Source organism: Arenibacter sp. F26102 (assembly GCF_023015865.1).
Classification (GTDB): Bacteria; Bacteroidota; Bacteroidia; order Flavobacteriales; family Flavobacteriaceae; genus Arenibacter.
This window is the reverse complement of sequence record NZ_JALKBC010000009.1, coordinates 95,889-115,253: the sequence shown is the minus strand read 5'-3', so window position 1 is coordinate 115,253 and position 19,365 is coordinate 95,889. Positions and strand designations below refer to the sequence as shown.

Annotated in this window: 13 protein-coding genes; all 13 read right to left on the bottom strand. The window is 40.8% G+C overall.

Annotation, left to right across the window (positions count from 1 at the left end; translation table 11 throughout):
• Positions 1-36: 36 nt before the first annotated feature.
• Complete coding sequence (locus tag MWU78_RS14025) at positions 37-1,755, bottom strand: PQQ-dependent sugar dehydrogenase (protein ID WP_246998762.1); 1,719 nt, start codon at positions 1,753-1,755, stop codon at positions 37-39.
• Between the two features lie 336 nt (positions 1,756-2,091).
• The gene (locus tag MWU78_RS14020; RefSeq protein ID WP_246998760.1) at positions 2,092-2,820 is read right to left on the bottom strand and encodes a carbohydrate-binding family 9-like protein; all 729 of its coding nucleotides are present in this window, start codon (positions 2,818-2,820) and stop codon (positions 2,092-2,094) included.
• A 120-nt stretch (positions 2,821-2,940) separates the two neighbouring features.
• The gene (locus MWU78_RS14015) at positions 2,941-3,948 is read right to left on the bottom strand and encodes an LLM class flavin-dependent oxidoreductase (RefSeq protein WP_246998758.1); all 1,008 of its coding nucleotides are present in this window, start codon (positions 3,946-3,948) and stop codon (positions 2,941-2,943) included.
• A gap of 164 nt (positions 3,949-4,112) precedes the next feature.
• The gene (locus MWU78_RS14010; protein ID WP_246998756.1) at positions 4,113-5,519 is read right to left on the bottom strand and encodes a c-type cytochrome domain-containing protein; all 1,407 of its coding nucleotides are present in this window, start codon (positions 5,517-5,519) and stop codon (positions 4,113-4,115) included.
• Positions 5,520-5,524: 5 nt separating this feature from the next.
• Positions 5,525-6,469 carry a hypothetical protein gene (locus MWU78_RS14005; protein WP_246998754.1) on the bottom strand — a complete coding sequence of 315 codons (945 nt, stop codon included), beginning with the start codon at positions 6,467-6,469 and terminating at the stop codon, positions 5,525-5,527.
• Between the two features lie 27 nt (positions 6,470-6,496).
• Positions 6,497-7,948, bottom strand: coding sequence for a DUF1501 domain-containing protein (locus MWU78_RS14000; protein ID WP_246998752.1), 1,452 nt, complete (start codon positions 7,946-7,948; stop codon positions 6,497-6,499).
• Positions 7,948-10,923, bottom strand: a complete 2,976-nt coding sequence (locus MWU78_RS13995; protein ID WP_246998750.1) for a PSD1 and planctomycete cytochrome C domain-containing protein — start codon at positions 10,921-10,923, stop codon at positions 7,948-7,950. Before MWU78_RS13995 ends, MWU78_RS14000 begins: the two co-directional genes overlap by 1 nt.
• An 808-nt stretch (positions 10,924-11,731) precedes the next feature.
• Positions 11,732-12,376: an HAD family hydrolase gene (locus tag MWU78_RS13990; RefSeq protein ID WP_246998748.1), complete on the bottom strand. Its 645-nt coding sequence runs from the start codon at positions 12,374-12,376 to the stop codon at positions 11,732-11,734.
• 28 nt (positions 12,377-12,404) lie between these two features.
• Positions 12,405-13,412 carry a Gfo/Idh/MocA family oxidoreductase gene (locus tag MWU78_RS13985; protein WP_246998746.1) on the bottom strand — a complete coding sequence of 336 codons (1,008 nt, stop codon included), beginning with the start codon at positions 13,410-13,412 and terminating at the stop codon, positions 12,405-12,407.
• A gap of 14 nt (positions 13,413-13,426) precedes the next feature.
• Positions 13,427-14,269, bottom strand: a complete 843-nt coding sequence (locus tag MWU78_RS13980) for a glycerophosphodiester phosphodiesterase family protein (RefSeq protein ID WP_246998744.1) — start codon at positions 14,267-14,269, stop codon at positions 13,427-13,429.
• A 55-nt stretch (positions 14,270-14,324) separates the two neighbouring features.
• Positions 14,325-15,611, bottom strand: coding sequence for a DegT/DnrJ/EryC1/StrS family aminotransferase (locus tag MWU78_RS13975; RefSeq protein WP_246998742.1), 1,287 nt, complete (start codon positions 15,609-15,611; stop codon positions 14,325-14,327).
• 29 nt (positions 15,612-15,640) lie between these two features.
• Positions 15,641-16,732 (bottom strand): sialidase family protein, encoded by a 1,092-nt coding sequence (locus MWU78_RS13970; RefSeq protein ID WP_246998740.1) that lies wholly within the window; start codon positions 16,730-16,732, stop codon positions 15,641-15,643.
• Positions 16,733-16,792: 60 nt separating this feature from the next.
• On the bottom strand, positions 16,793-19,363 hold the full coding sequence (locus MWU78_RS13965) for a glycoside hydrolase family 2 TIM barrel-domain containing protein (protein ID WP_246998738.1): 2,571 nt from the start codon (positions 19,361-19,363) through the stop codon (positions 16,793-16,795).
• Positions 19,364-19,365 lie beyond the last annotated feature (2 nt).

Genomic DNA, 19,365 nt, shown 5'->3' with positions numbered 1-19,365 from the left:
AATTATATTTCATCTATAAATTGCACAGAGTATTCCCTACAAACTGAGTCTTAGCTTATTTACTTCTTTTTCGGTTACGGTATCGGCATCATTTCCAAAATTTGTTCTAATATAAGTAAGCACATCCGCTATCTCCGTATCACTCAGAAAACTGTGCTGTGGCATTACTCCGTTAAAAACCTCACCATTTACTACTATAGAACCTTCCATGCCTTTTAAAACAATATTTATCAGCCTATCCTTATCCCCCGTTACCCAATCTGTTCCCTTTAATGTTGGAAATCTACCAGTTGCCCCCTTTCCATCCTTTTGATGACATGGACTGCAATAGGTATAATAGGTTTTTTGTCCACCCGTAAACTCTCCTGCCATAAGGTTATCCTTGATTTCATCGGGTGTTCTAATGTGAGCTAACAATTTTCTTTTTTCCATTTCAGCTAATTGTTCCTGACCGAAATTATCTTTATCACCTTCAAAAACGATTTTCCAAATTTTACCTTTAACCGAATCTGAAATGTACATACTATCGTCTGCACCGAAAGCAATACCCATAGGCCGATATTTAGCATCATTAACGCTAACGATGGTATCAACTACTGCAAAACCATCCGCAAAAACTTCCCAATCCCCCGAAGGCTTACCATCTTGGAACGGAACAAATCCAACAAAATAACCGGATTGGGGGTAAGGTGCCCTATTCGTAGACCCATGAAAGGCTATAAAAGCACCGTTTTTATATCGATTTGGCAACTTATCTCCTTTATAAAAAACTAAATCGTTGGGTGCCCAGTGCCCTGGAAAGCCCATTATGGGGTCATCGAAATCCTTACATCTACCAACAATTTTACCATCACCTCCATATTCGGGTGCCAGCACTTTCTTTTCCTGCATTTGATCATAGTAACAATAAGGCCAACCAAAATCTGAACCTTCCGTTACCCTTATAAATTCTTCGGATGGGAGCATGGCACTTTCCCAGCCGGAATATACATTTGAAAACAGTCTAAGTAAATCGTCCCGACCGTGCATAACGATATATAGATTTTCGTCCTCCGAATTCCAATCCATTGCCACTACACTGCGTATACCTGAGGCATATTTGTACCCATCCTTTTGGGTCTGGCCCAGTTTATTGGCATCAAAACGCCAAACACCTCCATGATCCTCAAGTTGGGGGCATGGGTCCAAACCCGGTGCCCTAGGTGTTCTTTTAGGGTTTTGACAGGCGTTGGATGGTGCCCCAAAAGGGACATACATATGACCCTTGTTATCAAAAGCAATTGGCTTGCCTATATGCTCGTGTTTGCCATGCTCATGATCATCGGTCATTACAATTTCCATTTCCCCTTCAGGTATTAATGTTCCCGGTTTTAATTTATAGCGATAAATAACCAGTTCCGAACTAAAATATAGATAGCCATTATAAATTCTCATGGCAGTGGAATAACTCCATTTTTGAAGTGAACGGTAGGCCCCAAATTTTTCTATCACATCAGCCCTGCCATCATTATTTTTATCCTTAAGTACAACTATACCTCCCTTTTCATTGGAATTTCTAAGTTTACCATATAGTATGCCTTCATCTGTTACCGCCATATGCCTTACTCTTTCCTCTATACTGTCTACGACCACTACCGCTTTAAAACCTTCAGGTAGAAAAAGGCCTCCGTTAGATGGCTGTACCTCGCATTGCACCAGATTCAAAATAGGTACAACACAAAAAAGTAATCTTTTGATACGCTGGGAAATAGGCATTGATTATATATTTAATAAACCACTGATTGACACTCCATATTTGGCAATTTTGTCCAATCCCCTTTTAACCCACAAATATTATATGGATTGGAATTGAAGTTTAACCTACAATATTATCCTCAGCCTGCTTGTAGATCCTGCCGTTAATTCTACTAGATGTGTTCGAACACATCTTAAATTTACTAATACTTTGGAGAAAACACCCTTAATATTTCCAATATTTAACAATTATGTTGCCCAATTGAAGGAAAAGTGCGATTTCTATTGAAAGATTACAAAAATTTTCCCTCAATAATATCTTGTTCCCGAAGTGACTTAGAATCACCCGGTTATTATTTATTGAAAAATAAGTCTGCCAAAAAATTCTGGCCTGTGATAATCCGGCCTTTCTGTTCCAACTGGATTCCAAGTTAAGTAGTGAGGTTGCGAAGTAGCATCCCCACATTTATAAAAATTTCCGTTAGCCTTAAGTCCCTTTAATTTAATTTCAGAATCATGGGTAAGAACCCCTGCGGGTATTATTATAGTCATTTCCCAAGTGAAGTCGCCCGTTTTTTCTGTAAAGGTTTGAGTTCCCAAAGAGCTTTCTACTTTGATTAAATTCCTTATGGTCTTAGGATCTACAAATTGACGCTTCTCTCTTCCGGGACCATAGGCCAGATGAATCGTGCCTATACAATTAAATTCAAAATTATAATAATTCCCATCCCCTAAGGGGTCAAAGAAAAATTCTACACAACTGTCGCGGGCCACAGGCCCATTGGTCTCTTCAACATTGGCCAATATGTTTTTTTCCCTAACATAATACTTTAACCATATAGCATTGTTACTATGGGCTATCCTAAAGGCAACCTCAGGGTGGTAAGAAAACTTATCCCAGTTAATTAAATCCACATGCTCCAATGCTACATGCTTTTCCAAAAGTTGGGACACCTGCACCAAACCAACTTGTCCGCTATATTTAATTTCCTTGACCTTAAGCACTTTGTCCTGACTATATATTTCAGATTTGCAGGCCAACATTAGCCCGATGAACCATAATATCAAATGAATCCTCCTCCACATTTCTGACATTTCTAATTAAAACTACAAATTAGCTAAAATTTATCATCCAAACTTCATGTTGATAGAATTAATGTCCCATTTAAGCAAAATAATTTTATGGGTGATCATAATACTCCCATTTTAAAGACTACTCAATATTTCATAAGATCTTAAGCGGTCATTGTGATCATAAATATGGGATACCGCCATTATTTCATTGACCTGTGTATTTGCCACGAAGTCCGAAATTTGTGATTTTATTGTTTCTTTAGATCCAACAAAGCTATAGTACATCATATTTTGTATTTGAGCTTTTTCCACCTCATGCCATATACCATCCATACTCTTTACCGGAGGCGACAATGGTTTTCTGGTATTTCTGATAATTCCCAAAGCTAATTGCTGAAGGCTTGTCTCCAAATGCCTGGCCTTTTCATCGGTTTCAGCGGCAATGACGTTAACACAGGCAATAGTATAGGGAGCTATACATTGTTCAGAAGGCTCAAAATTATGATGGTATAATCTTAGGGCTTCATGCAAGTGGGTAGGGGCAAAATGACTGGCAAAAGCATATGGCAAGCCTTTTGAACCGGCCAATTGTGCACTAAAGGTACTGGAGCCCAATAAATACAAGGGAAGTTTTAATCCCTCCCCAGGAATGGCCCTCACAGCAGCATTTCTATTCTCCTTGGAAAAATACGTTTGTAATTCCGTTATATCATTCGGAAAATCGTGCACGGTTTCTGTTCGATTTCTTCTTAAAGCCTTAGCCGTTAGTTGATCTGTTCCTGGCGCCCTTCCCAAGCCTAGATCAATTCTTCCTGGATAAAGTGTCTCTAAGGTCCCAAATTGTTCCGCTACAATTAAAGGAGCGTGATTGGGCAACATAATTCCACCGGAGCCTACCCTGATGGTTTTGGTTCCTTGGGCAATATGTCCTATTAAAATTGGCGTGGCCGAACTAACCAAACTTTCCATATTGTGGTGTTCGGAAATCCAAAATCGTTCAAAGCCCAAAGTTTCTACGTGTTGAGCCAATTCCAGACTCCTTTGAATAGACTGTAAGGGCGTCGATCCCTGAGTTACAGGGACCAAATCCAAAACTGAAAATTTAGTATTCCTCAAATTATTGTTGATGTTAACCTCCATTTTTTTGGTGTTTTCTTGATGTGATAGTAAGGCTTAGTCGAAAAAGGATATAAATACTTAAAACCTATTTAGGAAGACTAGAATCGGTAATAGGAACATACTAAAATTGAATGTTTCTATACTTTAACTATAACTGACCCCTCTAAATTTATCAACGTAAAAACTTAATCACGCTCAAAAATTACGGTGAGACCAGGATTTTGTTCTTCTAATTGAGTTATGGTTTCTTTGGACACTTCGGACTGCCAAAGATAGATTTTTTTTAACCTAGTTAATTTAGGAACAAGGTCCACGATACCTTTTGAAACTTTTGTTCCATAAAGGTTAAGCGATTCCAAATTCTCCAATTTAGATAAGTGCTTTATTCCGTTGTCGGTAATTTCATTTCCTCTAAGGTCCAACTTTACCAGATTTTGCAATAATCCAATTTTTTCAAGATTTGCGTCCTTAAGGTCCGAATTGCCAAGGTTAAGCCAAACCAATTGCTCCTTTAATTCCAATAGGACATCCAGATCGGAAGCTTCTAGGTCATATTCACTTAAACTAAAATTGGCCTCCAAAAAATAATTGTCCTTCATTAAAGGATTGATCACAAAGCCATGGCGAATCAAGGAATCAACGATGGACCGATTGGGGGGTGGAACCTTTTTGTTAAAAAGATTGTTCTTGTCCAATCCTAAATAATTACTGACCAAAGAACTTACTGCCTTTTCCGTATCCAATTCGGTTACAAAACCATCCGATGGGGCACCAATTTTAATCCACCATTTAATCATCAACACTTCTGGATCTGTCAGGGGCAACTTTCCTTCAGATGGCATAAAATCGTCATGTTCCGTTGGGAGTGTAATCCTTCGGACCAATTCGCTCTTCAAGGCATCACCCGGGATGATGGTATTTTCACTTTCACCTCCGAGTATCATATTACCATATGAGGTAAGCAAAAGACCTCCTTTATTTTTCCCCTCGTTATGGCAGCTAACACATTTAGTTTGCATCATTGGCAACACCAAATCAAGAAACACATCTGCGGAATCCAATACCGTGACCTTTTTACGCGGCTCCACTTTGGAAGGCAATCCTGCGATATTCCTAATAGGATTTGGCGCGTATTCCAGTAAATAGGTTGAACCATGGGTCAGGTTACCACCCATGTGCCCAGTAAACATAAGTAAAAGTCCAACTATGACAACCGATATCCATTTGGGTATGGTAAGTGAATCACTCGATTTCTTATTGATAAAGTAACACCCAAAAGACAATAACATTACGGTAATTCCGCCCCACTGATGCCAAAATAGGGTATCCTCATCGTAACCACCACTTAGAGACAGGAAATAACCAAAAATTACAGCCAAAAGTGCACTAAATGCACCCATAAGCCACATCAGTGGGAGATACAACTCCAAAGGTTTAAATTTGGGCCAGCGCGTAGCCAGCTGTGCCAAAATGGCCATAATTAGAAAACCTATGGGAAGATGAACAACTACAGGATGAAACCGCCCAAAAAACAAAACAACATCTGGCGGGTTATCCAAAATACCACCATTCATCAAGAAGATAAATCCCATTTATACTATTTAAGTGGAGTGCCTTTTATGGGTTTTCCATTGGTGGTCAATATTTGAAAGTGGTGCACCCTATGCCCCTCATAATTCCAAACCATGGATTTATCAGGTGCCAACTCAAACAATTTAATTCCCTTTTTAGCCCCGTAGCTCGCAATCACAGTATTGCCATTGGGTAATCTTTGGGCCCCGCAGGGATCTACAAATGGTGCTTCTTGTAAATCCGAATTGGAAACTTTCCAGACTACCTTGCCATTGGAATCAAATTCTACCACCTTGTTCCCATGAGTTAATGTAACCACGGTATTTCCATTGTCCAAGCGAATGGCAGTAAAAGGCCAATTTTCCGCTTCCCTTCCTCCCAAATCTTCTAAATCGGTATTAAAAACATTTACGACTTTCCCATCCGGTTGGTATTCCTTAACGGCAAAGGCCAATAAATGTGGTACTAAATAATTCCCATTGGATAATTTCCTGGCCATTCTAGTCTGCATATGAACATTATCCGTATCGGGTTTAAGGGGTACGTTGCCTACCACTTTTCCCTTTTTGTTAACCTCTACTATTCTTGGATCCGATCCGGATTCGGTAATCATGGTATTGCCATTGGATAAACGTACCGCAGTTCCCAATTCCATGGATTTCTCCGCTCTGGTATAGGTGAAAATTACCTTTTTTTTCTTGTTATACTCACGCACTTCATCTCCCCAACATATAAGGATATTGCCATTCTTTAAGACATAGCCGTCCCTGGCGCTCTTTTTTCCGGAATCCCAGAGTTCCTCTCCATTTTCCCCAATAATTCCAGTAAAATTAGGTCCCGCTATAAAAAAGGAATGCTTAATTTCATTTTTATTTGCTGACTGATGTTGGGGTGTTAAGACAGTCGCTTGACCTGCCAAAAACAGGGGCGACATCATTAAAAATAGTAGTCCTTTTTTAAATATATTCATATGTGAGTATTCCAATTAAAACTTTATTTAGGTTAAAATATCCTTCACTACGTTACCATGAACATCTGTCAACCTCATATCACGACCTCCAAAACGGAAGGTCAATTGCTTGTGATCTATTCCCAGCAAATGCATAATGGTAGCATGTAGGTCATGTACGGTTACTTCGTTTTCTATTACCCGATAACCATATTCATCGGTCTTGCCAAAAATAGTTCCTCCCTTTACTCCTGCTCCGGCCATCCACATACTAAAGGCGGACGGATTATGGTCGCGCCCGTCAGATCCCTGTGCGAAAGGGGTACGGCCAAACTCTCCAGTCCAGACCACTAATGTTTCCTCCAACAAACCTCTCGATTTAAGATCCTTAAGGAGTCCAGCTATGGGTTGATCTACCGCATGGGCATTTTTTTCATGGCCTTTTTTTAAATTACTGTGCTGGTCCCACCTATCAACACCTGGACCAACATTGGGACAAGTAAGTTCTACAAACCTAACGCCCCGCTCTATAAGCCTTCTGGCCAAAATACATTGAGAGGCATATCCCCTCAAATTAGGGTCATCCGAATCCATACCGTACAATTTTTTGGTGGCCTCAGTTTCCTCCTTAAACTCGGTGAGTTCTGGAATGGAGGATTGCATTTTATAGGCAAGTTCATAATTGGAAATGGCAGATTCCACGGCATCGGCCTCTCCAATTTTCCCAATTAAACTATTATCCAATTGCTTAATAAATTGTAGCTTTTCCTCCTGGAGACTTTTAATGCCTTCCCTTGGATTGATATTGGCTACAGGTTCTGGACCAGCCTTAAAAACAGAAGCCTGATAGGATGCCGGCAAAAACCCATTCTTAAAATTGTCCAATCCTCCTGGAGGAACCAGCCCTCCGTCCAGAACAACATAGCCAGGTATATTTTTATTTTCGCTCCCCAATCCATAGTTCATCCAGGCACCCATACTTGGGCGTCCCTGTAAACCACTACCAGTATGTAAAAAATAATTGGCATTGGTATGTTCCGGAAAATTGGATACCATGGATCGTATTAGAGCAATGTCGTCTACGCAGGTGGCAATATGTGGAAACAGATCACTCACCGGCATACCGCATTCTCCGTATTGTTTAAAATCCCAGGGACTTTTTAATATCTTGCCCACATTGTCGAACTGGGTGGCATCTACTTTAAATTTCTTTCTTGGATCCTCACCGTTCTCCTTGGCTAGGCGGGGTTTGGGGTCAAAGGAGTCCACTTGCGAAACACCGCCATCCATATAGAGAAAGATGACATTTTTCGCCTTGGGCAAGTAATGTGGTCCTAAATAAAGATTGGAAGCCGATTCAAGAGATCCTGGCCTTTTACAGCCCAATGGTATAGTGCCAAACAGACTCATTAATGCCAATGAACCGAAGCCCCCAGCCGATAGTCCCAACATTTCCCGACGAGAAATTACTCTTGGTTTAGTATTGTGATGATGGCTCATTAGATTAGGTATATAAATTCTTTTAAATTAAAAATACTATGACAATACTCTTTCCAGAGTTCCATTTCTTGATTCTCCATACCATCCTCTTTTTCTCCCATACTCCGCAGCATCTCAAAAAAATCAGAAGCTTTTTTTAGTTCTTCCGAACTTGCCAAACGCGAAAAAGTCTGCATATAGATCCACTGTACTTTCTCTTCAAAACCGTCCAGTCCCTTTTCCATTAATTTCCCGGCCATAATTTCGGCCTGCTGTGCAACCAATGGGTCGTTCATTAAAATCAATGATTGCGAAGGCACATTGGTAACGTTCCTACTGCCAAAAGTACTAAAGGGAATAGGACGATCAAAGGTTGTCATCATAGGCTCCAAGAAATTTCTCCGTACCTCCAAATAAATACTCCTTCGCCCTTCCCCATCTATAGGTCCCGATTTCCTCGGCCTACCCCTTCCCTGCATAAACGCTGTTAAATGGGTAGCCACAGGTGTTCCGTACATGGTGGAATCCAAACTTTCGGAAACAGCCAATATTCCATCTCGAATAGCTTCTGCCTCCAATCTTCTTACGGGAAAAGAGGCCAAATAAATATTGTTGGGATCCGTATTTGCCAGCGCATCACTTCTCAAAGTACTCCTTTTAAAGGTCTCTGATGTAACAATTGCCCTGATCAATTTTTTAACGGACCATCCTTCCTTCTGAAACTTAACGGCTAGGTAATCTAACAGTTCCGGGTGGGATGGTAATTTTCCTTGTAGACCAAAATTATCAACGGTCTCTACAATTCCCTTGCCGAACAAATGGTGCCAAATCCGGTTTACCATGACGCGAGAAGTCAAGGGATTATCTTCATTCAACATTACCTCAGCCAACTCCATACGTCCACTTCCTTCAGATTTAAATACGGAATCGCCCAATGACAATATCGATAAAAATCTCCTGGGAATATGTTCTTCCGAGGGCTCTTTATAATTACCTCTATTAAAAATGGGGCTATCGATTCCGTAACCATCGTATATCCCATTGACAAAGGCTTCGGTTTTTAAACTTTTGGCCAGCTGTTGGCTGCTATCCACAACCGATTTCAATTCAGGGAAATGCGAAGGTAATTTTCCTTTCTTCAAATCATTATTAACTCTTGTTACTTTGGAAGGAGATATATCCAGGGACGCCCAATTATCCTGTGGCTGTTGTGTGGTGATATTCTTTTCCAAAACCGACGGCCATTCCCCATCATAAGTCACCGCGTATTGTGCCTCAATAAAAGCATCCTCCTGTAGATCGTACTTATGGCGTTCAAAAGCACCCGGTAAAATTTCAATATATGCCTTTCTACCCTTCCATGCCGCTACCTTAAAAACAAAATTATTCCATTCCCCCGTATTCACCTTTTTGTTTATTCCACCATAAATCGGATTTTGGATCAATTGAAAATTGTCTATTATTATTCTGATGCTACTGTTTTTTCCAAGTGCCCTTACTCCAACAAAATCTTTGTCCAAGATAATATTGGGAGATCGTAAAGCGCCAAAAACCCCCATCCCTATTGCCCTGCTAGAGGCTTTTCCTTCATCCAAACCAAGCAATTTTCCTGTGGCCGGATCCACTATGGGATTGCCCAATGTAGACCTAGGCCCAAAAGCAAATCCATCACTTGTCCATCCATCAAAATCCCGGCCTCTAAAATCGCCAATTACGGTATATGCCTCTTCATTTGTGTTTACTGCTGTGTTCTGGGCGTGATCAGTATTTTCATAGCTGTTTTTGGCCTTGTCCCATTTTCCGGCCACCAACTTCCGCATATAGGAGTTAAGATTTTCTATTTCCTTGGCCGCTATTTTCTTATTCTTGCTTACATCGGCAGGAACGGGAGAAAACCTTGTGCTTTCCATTACCCCATATAGGGCATAATAATCCGCTGCAGTTATGGGGTCAAATTTATGGTCGTGACATTTTGCACAGGAAACCGTTAACCCCTGAAAAGTCTTGGTAGTAACGTCGATCATATTATCTATACGATCTGCCTCGTCCTGGCGCACATCCACAGGGCTATGGGTGCCTTCACCCATAACATAGAAAGTAGTTCCCAGCCTAGATTCCGAAACCCCGGTTTCCTTATTTTCCCGAGTAGTTTGCATTAAATCCCCTGCAATGTGTTCCTTAAGGAATTGATCATAGGGCACATCCTCGTTGAACGCCCTTATCAAGTAGTCCCTATATTTCCAGGCACCTGTAATTGCATAATCAAACTCATGGCCCTTTGTTTCCGCATACCGCACCAAATCCATCCAATGTCTTGCCCATCTTTCTCCGTAGGCCGATGAATTCAGATAATGATCAACCAATTTTTCGTAAGACACACTACTGCTGTCCGAAAGGAATTCTTGAACCTCTTTAGGGTTTGGAGGTAAGCCGGTAAGTAAATAGGATACTCTTCGGATAAGTGAGTTTTTATTGGCAAGGGGTACTTTTTCCAACCCTTTTTCATCTAGTTTCTTTTCTATTATAAAATCGATGGCCTTAGGGTCCGATAACGCAATTTTCGTCTCCGGCTTAATGAAGGACCAGTGATCTTTCCATTCGGCTCCCTGATCTATCCACTTGTTCAATAAAGCCTTCTCCCTCTCGGTAAGTTTTAGATTGGTCTCCGGTGGTGGCATTACCATACCTGGATCTTCATTATAAATCCGCTGTACCATATGGCTTTTGGAAGTCTTCCCCGGAACAATGGCGTGACCTCCTTCTTTTAGGGCAGCAGTGGCGCCTTCGTAGGTATCCAATCGCAATTCTGCTTTTCTGCTACTAGGGTCTGGGCCATGGCACAAATAACAATTCTGTACCAATATGGGTTTTACATGAAAATTAAAATCCACCACTTTAGGCAGAGGTTCAGAGAACTGTGGTGATCTGCCACATGAAATACCTAAACCGCCCAGCGCACAAATTAAAATCAGAACCTTTATTCTGCTAAAAAACATTGTCAAAATTTTAGAGGGAAATTCAAATATACGGATCCAAAGCATTAGAATCAACTATTTAAATTGCATGGGCAGATATTAATTGTGCTATCCAATAGCTAAAAAAATAGACTTTATCCTAGAAATTTGGATTGCTAAATCCGACCTATTTAGGTATTAAATAAAAGCCCATAATCTACTATTGTATCGATGGTGTATTCCGCTTTGGGCACCTTGCCAAAACCATTATTGGCGACTTCTCTCCCGCTAACCATCGGGAGTCCTCGAAATGGGACTCTGTCAAAGGGACCACACCCATCTGTTGGGCAGTCCAAAACTCCTTTTAGGCGCAACATCTACTGACTCTCTTCTTGGAACGAAGGGGGAATGAATTGCACAGCCCCTTGGCGGGGAAAGAAAAGAGATTGAAGTCTAATTTTCGCCTATTCTCCGTCTTCTGTCTATATCCACATGCTTGGGATTTCAGATCCTTCCGTCTTCGCTTAGGCGAAGACACCTCCCTTTGGCCAAAGGGAGGTGCTTTTTTGTTTTAGTCATCGGTACCAGAAGGGAGAAATCCTAATAGTGGTACCGCCAAATATGTGCGACTTCTCATCGTCCCCAAAAAGGGGACTCTGTCGAAGTGACTACTACGGTCATTTCGACCAACAGGGAGAAATCACACAAGTAGCTCAACATAATCATTAATTGGGTATTTAACTTGCTAGCTAGTAATAAGACTGAAGAAACTTTTACAAACCGTTGCATGTGCAACTCCGCCAAATAGGGGACTCCATCGAAGGGAGAATGCCTTATACACAGGTGCGGATTAAAATAAATCCTTTAAATCTTCTATTGTATTGATGGTGTATTCTGCTTTGGGGACCTCCCCAAAACCGTATTTGGCGTAAATAAATGGTATTCGGTTCCCTTCGGCAGCAGTATAATCCCCAAGGGTATCACCTATATATATTGGCTTGGCAAGTGTATTTCTTTCAATGACCATTTTTACATTTTCGGTTTTGGACATACCCGTATTTCCCGAACATTCAAAATCTTTAAAATAGGCGCCCAAACCATGGTATTCATAAAAGGCCTCGATATAACCAGCCTGACAATTACTGACTATAAAAAGATTATACTTTTCCCCTAAAATCTTTAAGGTTGCCTCCAATCCATTGTACAACACACCCCCAGATTCCTTAATATCATTTACCTCCTGTACATAGCAACTGTTCATGACCTCAGCTTGCTGCCCTTCGTTAAGATAAGGAAACAGCTTCTTTCCTACCAAATCGTGCTGCATTCCCAAAATACCCTGTATATCTTCCTTGGAAATCGGATTTTTAATAAAATCGAACCCATTCAGTGCTGTATGCCAAGCCTTGATACTCATTGGCATGGGATCCCAGAGGGTGCCATCAAGGTCAAAAATGATGTTTTCGATACTGTCCTTTAAGCCTATAAAAGTCATTGTGTTAGAATTGAGAATATGCTGGGTTTTAAATTAGATTTACAACCTCGCCCGTTTTTGCTGATTTATAAGCTGCATCAACTATGTCCAGCACCATTTGTCCTTCCAAAAGTCCAGGAACCGGTTGTTGCCTATTTTCGATACAATCCACAAAATACTCCATTTGACGGGTATAGATTATCTGGTCACAATGATCTTCCCTTTTTGGAAGCTCAGGCACTGTTGTTATGGAGCCTTCCCCATCTTTCATTTTTAAAAATGTAGGAAACAGATTGGCGTAACCTTTAGTCCCGAATAAACTGGTACTGGCTTCCGGTCCGTCCATATGGGGATGCCACCATCCACTTTCTATTATACTTTCCGCGCCATTATCCCATGTAATGACCAAAATACTTGTGTCGTCCACATCATAATCGCCAAATTCCGTAGAAATTCGAGCATATACCTTAGCAGGTTTGGGGTCTCCCAAAATATACCTAACGGCGTCAATGGCATGTACCCCCATATCGGCTAAGGCTCCTCCACCTGCCAGTTCCTTTTTGGTAAACCAGCCAGACGGGCCCCAATTTTCATGTATTCCGTAACCTTTGGTCTTAAACACTTTGCCGAGAGTTCCTGAATCAACGGTTTCCTTGATATAACGGGTATCGGTATCAAAACGCCACATATGCCCAACCATTACCAATTGGTTATGCTTTTTGGCCACCTCCGCTATTTGTCTACCTTCATCACCACTCATTCCCATGGGTTTTTCAAGAAAAACATCCTTACCATTTTGTAAGAACCTTATGGCATAAGGGGCGTGAAATTGGTTTGGGGTACTAATAATTACGGCATCCAAATCATCCCTATTAACAAGGGATGAAATATCGTTCAGCGCCTCTTTAATGTTGTACTTAAGGGCAAACTTTTTGGCGTTATCTAGGTTTTTGGACACTACGGCCACAATTTCCACATTAGACAGCGTTTGAAGTCCACGAGCATGATAATCAGATATAAATCCTGCGCCAATAAGGGCTATTTTAATTTTTTTCATTTGAATTACTTATATTATTTTGGGTCCACAGCTGGAGCTAAATTGAGTTTATCAAAGGCTTGAAGCATTTTGGACAAATTATCGGTCAAAATAAAATCGATCCCAGCATCCAATAATTCCTTCACCCGACCTTCTTCTTCAGAGTGAAAATAATTGATGCTGATTCCATTTTCCTTCAGCTTCTTCAAATCTGCCAGCAGATTTTCATCGTCCATACTACTTTTTAATTGGATAAAGGGAAAATTATTATTTATGGTCCCATCAATATAATCCACCCTAGAAGTTAAACGATCCATATTGCATATCATAACGCTGTTGCTTACCTGCCTTACCCCTTTTGCAGCTTCATTGCCTACGGCAATAACAGCTTGGTGGGTTCTACCTGACGCTATCACAGCTTCCGCTGTTGCCGCACCCAATTTTTCGTCCCCTTTTAAATGGATATTAAGCCAGATGTTTTTCGGCATAATATCCAAGGCCTCCTTTAAGGTGGGAACCCTTTCTTTCTTAAACTCTTTGGATTTCCATTTCCCCGCATCCAGCCTTTTTATTTTTCTCAATGAAAGATTCTTCACCAGTCCACGGCCATTGGTGGTCCTGTTTACCTTTTCATCGTGCATAATCACCAATTGATTATCCTTTGTCATTCGGACATCAAACTCGATCATCTGCGCACCTAACCGAATAGCTTCCGTAAATGCTGCCAAAGTATTCTCAGGGTGGGTTTCATTTGCTCCCCTATGGGCACAAATTCCCTTTCGTGGTAAACCGTAGTTGTCCGACACCTCCATTGAATCTTGAGAAAAAACAGGGTTAAAACAAGTAAATAGAATAAGAAGAATTATAGGTAATTTCATAATTTTAATCTAATGTTTTCTATAATTTAATCTGCCTTAAGGCTAATAAACACTCTTAATCCATCAATTCCTCGGCATGGGTATAAATCTTTTTTATAGCCTCGGCCACCAAGTCCATATCTGCCTTAGTTCCCATTAGCACCTTGTGGTGTACACAAACCGATTCTTCCTTAAAAATACGCTCACAGACGGGTAATGAAAATCGTTTTGGATCAATGGCCTTCCAATAGGCATCGTTTAATTTATGTCTGGAAGGTTTTGTATGTGGCACATATAAAGAACAATTGTTCAAGGGTTCATAACTGGCATCCACCACGATTCCCAATTCAGCCTCCAAAGCACTTCTGAATTTTTCAATGGGCAAGCCCTTAAATTCATTTTTATAGTACCTAAAAGCAAAATTAAAGTAAGCCTTTTTAGTTTCCCTTTTATCACGTGCAATTGGGGCCACCCCAGGGATTTTATCAAGCAATGCATTTAAGTACTCCCCGTTGGCATCCCTGTTGGCATTTTGTTCTGGCAGACGTTTTAACCCTTCTACTAAGATTGCAGCCTGGAATTCTGTTATTCTAAGATTTCCTGACTGAATAAAATTACCGTCGTCATCTCCATAATCCCCGGCACCCTTATCCACTCCTTCAAAGGCATCCGCCTCGGGTCTTCTACCGCAGTTTCTAAGTGCATCCAATTTATCGGCCAATTCAGAATTGTTAGTGGTTACCGATCCACCTTCCCCAGCGGTCAAATGTTTGGACAATTGATAGCTAAAACTACCAATATCCCCAATACTTCCCGCTTTTTTACCATTCCATTCCCCACCGTGTTTATGGGCACAATCCTCAATAACATAAAGATTATGCTTTTTGGCAATTGCCATAACCGCATCCATATCGGCAAAGGCTCCATATAAATGTACCGGAATGATAGCCTTAGTCCTAGGGGTAATGGCCTTTTCTATTTCCTTTGGATCAATACACCAGTTATCTTCACTAACATCCACCAATATAGGAGTGGCATTTACATCTATTACGGTAGCGGCAGTGGCCTGCCAGGTTAAGCCTGGGACAATAACCTCATCCCCAACACCTATACCTAAGGCTTCCAAGGCAATTTGCAAAGTTATGGTTCCGTTTACCGTGCAAATGGCATGTTTAACTCCCGTATATTCGGCAAAAAGTCTATTAAATTCTGTTTCCTTTGGTCCGTTGTAGGACCATACCCCACTGTTAAGTACCTCAATCAGGGCAACTTCCTCCTCTTTTCCCCATACCGGCCATTTTGGCCAAGGACTTTTATTAATATCACGACTGGCCAAGCCTCCATTTATTGCTAATTTTTTCATTTTTAATGGTTGTTATAGAATGAATTCGTTTATAATTTTTCAGGGTCCAATACCACATGTTTAACGGTCTTTCTGTTCCAGGTATACACAATATGTATTAATCCGTCTGGGGTTTGAATAAGGGTAGGGTAAGAATATTCCTCCCCCTTTTTATCGGTTGTCGCCGTTAACGGCTCTAAATCCAACACCCTTTTCCAAGTTTCGCCGTCTTTGGAAATACCTACGCTCAAGGGAACCCTATCCTCAGATTCTATACTGGTTGGATTGTAGATCAATATATGCCGTCCATCTTTCAAGGTAATGGCATCTATCCCTGAGTCAGGATTGGGAAGTCCTGTTGCCGTCATTTCACTCCAGCTAAATCCACCGTCATAGGACCAATTTTGGCCAATTACCCCCTGATAGGTTCTACTTAATAATTGAATGGTATCATTACCATGGTCCAAAATCGCCGGCTGTATGGCCTTCCATGTCTTTCCATCATTCAAAGGAGCAGTTTTAGTCCAAGTTTTACCAAAATCCACACTCCTTTCCAAGTAAATTTTATGGCCCTCAGTTTCACTCTCGGTACTTGAAGGAGATAAAATATCCCCATTGGACAAGGTAACCGGTCTATTCTTTATAGGGCCTAAAATACCTTCGGCCAATTTATTGGGCGCAGACCAACTAAGACCATCATCCTCGGAGGTTTTATAAATTCCCCACCAATATAGTGGATCGGGGCCTACCTTATAAAAGAGAATCAATGGCTTGTTTTTAGGCTTAAATAGTACTGGATTCCAAGATGGATATCTAACTCCGTCCTCCTCTATGCCATCGGCCACTTCAACCGGGGTTGTCCAAATACCATTCATTTTTCTAGAAACCCAAATGCCTACATCATTGTTTTTTTCCTCTGTTCCCCCAAACCAGGAAGCCACAAGTGTTCCATTGCTGAATTCAATGGTCGGAGCATGACATTGGGGTGTTAGCCCATGGCCTATTTCATAAATGTACTCTTCAACGGCAATGGCAGGGTGCTTAGCTGTTGTTTCCAATTTACTTTCCTTGACCTTTTCCCTGCTGGACCAACCTGATATTATAAGGGTACAGGCAAGTGCATATTTTGTCCAAATTAGCATAATAACAATGATTAAAAATTAAGCAATCCAAACTAAGAAATGGGCAACTAATAAGGGTTACTATATATTCCAACCTTCCACCTTCAAATCTGCGGCCGAAGTCCCTTTAAAATTAGCACACACCATCCGTTCTTCCCCGGGGAGTAAATTAATAAAATTGTCCTCCCAAAAAATGGGGAGTATAAGTTCCCCGCTCTTTTTATCCACAACTTTTAGATTGATTAAAAACGCTATATGGTCGCTGTTGTTCTTAAGTTCCACCTTAATATTTTGGTGTTCTCCATCTTGCTCAAAATAATGTGATTCCTCCAACTTGGTCTTGGGCAACTCATTCAACTGTTTAAAGTCTGCATAAACTTTACTAGGGGTGTGAAACGCAAATGGTCCCAAATCGGCCTCATAATCCAAAACCTCTTCTTTTGTGGAGAGCCAATAAAAATTATTGCTGATTTCGTCCCCTTTCTTATCCAACAAACGAAGATCTACAAAATAGGTAGTTGTTAGACCTTTCAATTCATTCAATGCAATGATAGATTTGGATGAATCCGATGCCATATCAAAGGCGACCTTTTCTTCAAAGAGTATTTCCGATTCTATGGAATAAACTCGAATATGGGCCGTCAAATTTTCTACTGGACTTATAAGGTCACTAACCGCATAAATATGTTTATCCCCATAATTGTATATCAGACTTAAGGGCAAACATGCCTTTTGCGTAGCATATAATGCCGCTGTAGGATTTAAGTAATAATCATACAATTGCCAGTACATTTTAGGCCAAGCCGCGTTCAACATCCACTGGACAACACCTGTTGATCTCTCTTTATAAACCTGAAAAGCTTCGAACATAGGGCGCATAAGCTCATAGTTCATAGCCTGTGCCTTTTTATCGAATTCCTCCAAAGAACTTGGTGTTCCATATTTTTCCTCAATGGCCTTTGTAAATCTACTTATATCGGCAAATTCATACCGGCCACAATGATAGTTCCAGGCTTCTCCAATAGGCCATAATTGCTCCTCGGGAAACATCTTTTTTAAACTTTCCAATTGGGGAACTTGGGCCCCGGGGCCAGTTTCTGTATTAAAGCCATAAGCTCCACCAAATTTGGTATCCGTAAACCAGTATACTGGTGCGGTATAGGCATAGGGTCCCAACATTTTTACTCCGGATGACCCACTGATCTCACTAATGACATCTTCACTCCCTATAACATGTTGGTCACTGCCCACACCTCCCGTAGAGTTTAAATATGGCCTTGTGGGGTCATATTTGGCGAAAGAATCTATATATTTTTGTTCCAATTCCGTTATGGGGACTTTATCACTGGCAACCGTCCATACGAAGATACTTGGATGATTTCGCAACCATATAACCTGATCCTCCCAGGCTTGGGCAACATGTGCTATGTCTTCGGGCTTATATACCCCCCCAAAACGTTCATTTACGGGCACGCCCATATGGATCTCATGTTCCCAATGACAGCTCCATCCTACCATTAATAAAATTCCATGTTCGTCACATAGGTCGTACAGTTTATGGTCTTTTCCCCAAAAACCTTCCAAGCGAATACAATTGAGATTCATTTGTTTTACGTACTTCACCTGTGCTTCAATGCTCTCATCCGTATCCATCAAAAGCATATCGTCTGTCCATCCGCCGCCTTTGATCAATACCTTTTGTCCATTTACTTTATAACCGCGGTGTATATCATTTAACCAATAATCCTCTATTTGGCGAATTCCAAATCTCATCTGGGTCTCATCCAAAACCTCATTATTGGCGACAAATTTCAAATCCAGATCATACAGATCGGGATTCCCCAAATTAATGGGCCACCAAAGTTTTGGCTCCTTAAAATTAAGACCCACAAACTCCTTACTGTCAAAGGTGATCAGCTCTTTTATATTTGGTGCTAAGTTTATGTTTTTCTTGAATACCGCGGCACCTATGGTGCCTATTAAATCTCCAGAAACTGCAGTATTGGAATAATTGATCAATTCTGCCGAAACAGTTATATCGGCCTCTTTCAAGGTATCAAGATTTACCTTGGTCTGTACAAAGGGTTTTTCAATTTGCACCCCACCATGTAGATGAAGGGTTACAGGCCTAAAAATACCCATATCCCCATCTGGTGGGGCAGGATTCCAATCTACAAAGCCTATACTAAAATCACCAGGTTTGGGAGGAATTACTTCAATGGCCAGTACATTGGTGCCTCTGACAAGGAATTCACTTACGTCAAAAGTAGTTATACGATAAGCCCCGTCTATAGCTTTGGTATCGGCTACTAGCTTCCCATTTAACCATACATTGGCCTTATAATTAATGCCGTCAAAATTTAAACTTCCAAAATTAGCAGCTTGATCCTGAGTAAGTTCAAAATTAGTGGCATACCACCATGGCACTTTAAACAATTCTGTTGGGATCGACTTTAGGTTCTCCCCAAAATAAGGGTCTTCATAGACCTTATTGGCCACCAAAGTACTCAAAACGGTAGATGGAACTTTAGCGGTCAACCAATTATTGGAAATTGAGGGCTTGGTAGAAATTTCATCCCCTTTTTCCGAAACTTTATTTGAACTCTGAATTCTCCAATTATCAGATAAGTCTATTTTGACGGATCTATGCATTC

Bases quoted from the DNA above. Each gene is read 5' to 3' on its own strand.
- MWU78_RS14025 (WP_246998762.1), bottom strand. From the start codon at position 1,755: ATGCCTATTTCCCAGCGTATCAAAAGATTACTTTTTTGTGTTGTACCT.
- MWU78_RS14020 (WP_246998760.1), bottom strand. From the start codon at position 2,820: ATGTGGAGGAGGATTCATTTGATATTATGGTTCATCGGGCTAATGTTG.
- MWU78_RS14015 (WP_246998758.1), bottom strand. From the start codon at position 3,948: ATGGAGGTTAACATCAACAATAATTTGAGGAATACTAAATTTTCAGTT.
- MWU78_RS14010 (WP_246998756.1), bottom strand. From the start codon at position 5,519: ATGGGATTTATCTTCTTGATGAATGGTGGTATTTTGGATAACCCGCCA.
- MWU78_RS14005 (WP_246998754.1), bottom strand. From the start codon at position 6,469: ATGAATATATTTAAAAAAGGACTACTATTTTTAATGATGTCGCCCCTG.
- MWU78_RS14000 (WP_246998752.1), bottom strand. From the start codon at position 7,948: ATGAGCCATCATCACAATACTAAACCAAGAGTAATTTCTCGTCGGGAA.
- MWU78_RS13995 (WP_246998750.1), bottom strand. From the start codon at position 10,923: ATGTTTTTTAGCAGAATAAAGGTTCTGATTTTAATTTGTGCGCTGGGC.
- MWU78_RS13990 (WP_246998748.1), bottom strand. From the start codon at position 12,376: ATGACTTTTATAGGCTTAAAGGACAGTATCGAAAACATCATTTTTGAC.
- MWU78_RS13985 (WP_246998746.1), bottom strand. From the start codon at position 13,412: ATGAAAAAAATTAAAATAGCCCTTATTGGCGCAGGATTTATATCTGAT.
- MWU78_RS13980 (WP_246998744.1), bottom strand. From the start codon at position 14,269: ATGAAATTACCTATAATTCTTCTTATTCTATTTACTTGTTTTAACCCT.
- MWU78_RS13975 (WP_246998742.1), bottom strand. From the start codon at position 15,611: ATGAAAAAATTAGCAATAAATGGAGGCTTGGCCAGTCGTGATATTAAT.
- MWU78_RS13970 (WP_246998740.1), bottom strand. From the start codon at position 16,732: ATGCTAATTTGGACAAAATATGCACTTGCCTGTACCCTTATAATATCA.
- MWU78_RS13965 (WP_246998738.1), bottom strand. From the start codon at position 19,363: ATGCATAGATCCGTCAAAATAGACTTATCTGATAATTGGAGAATTCAG.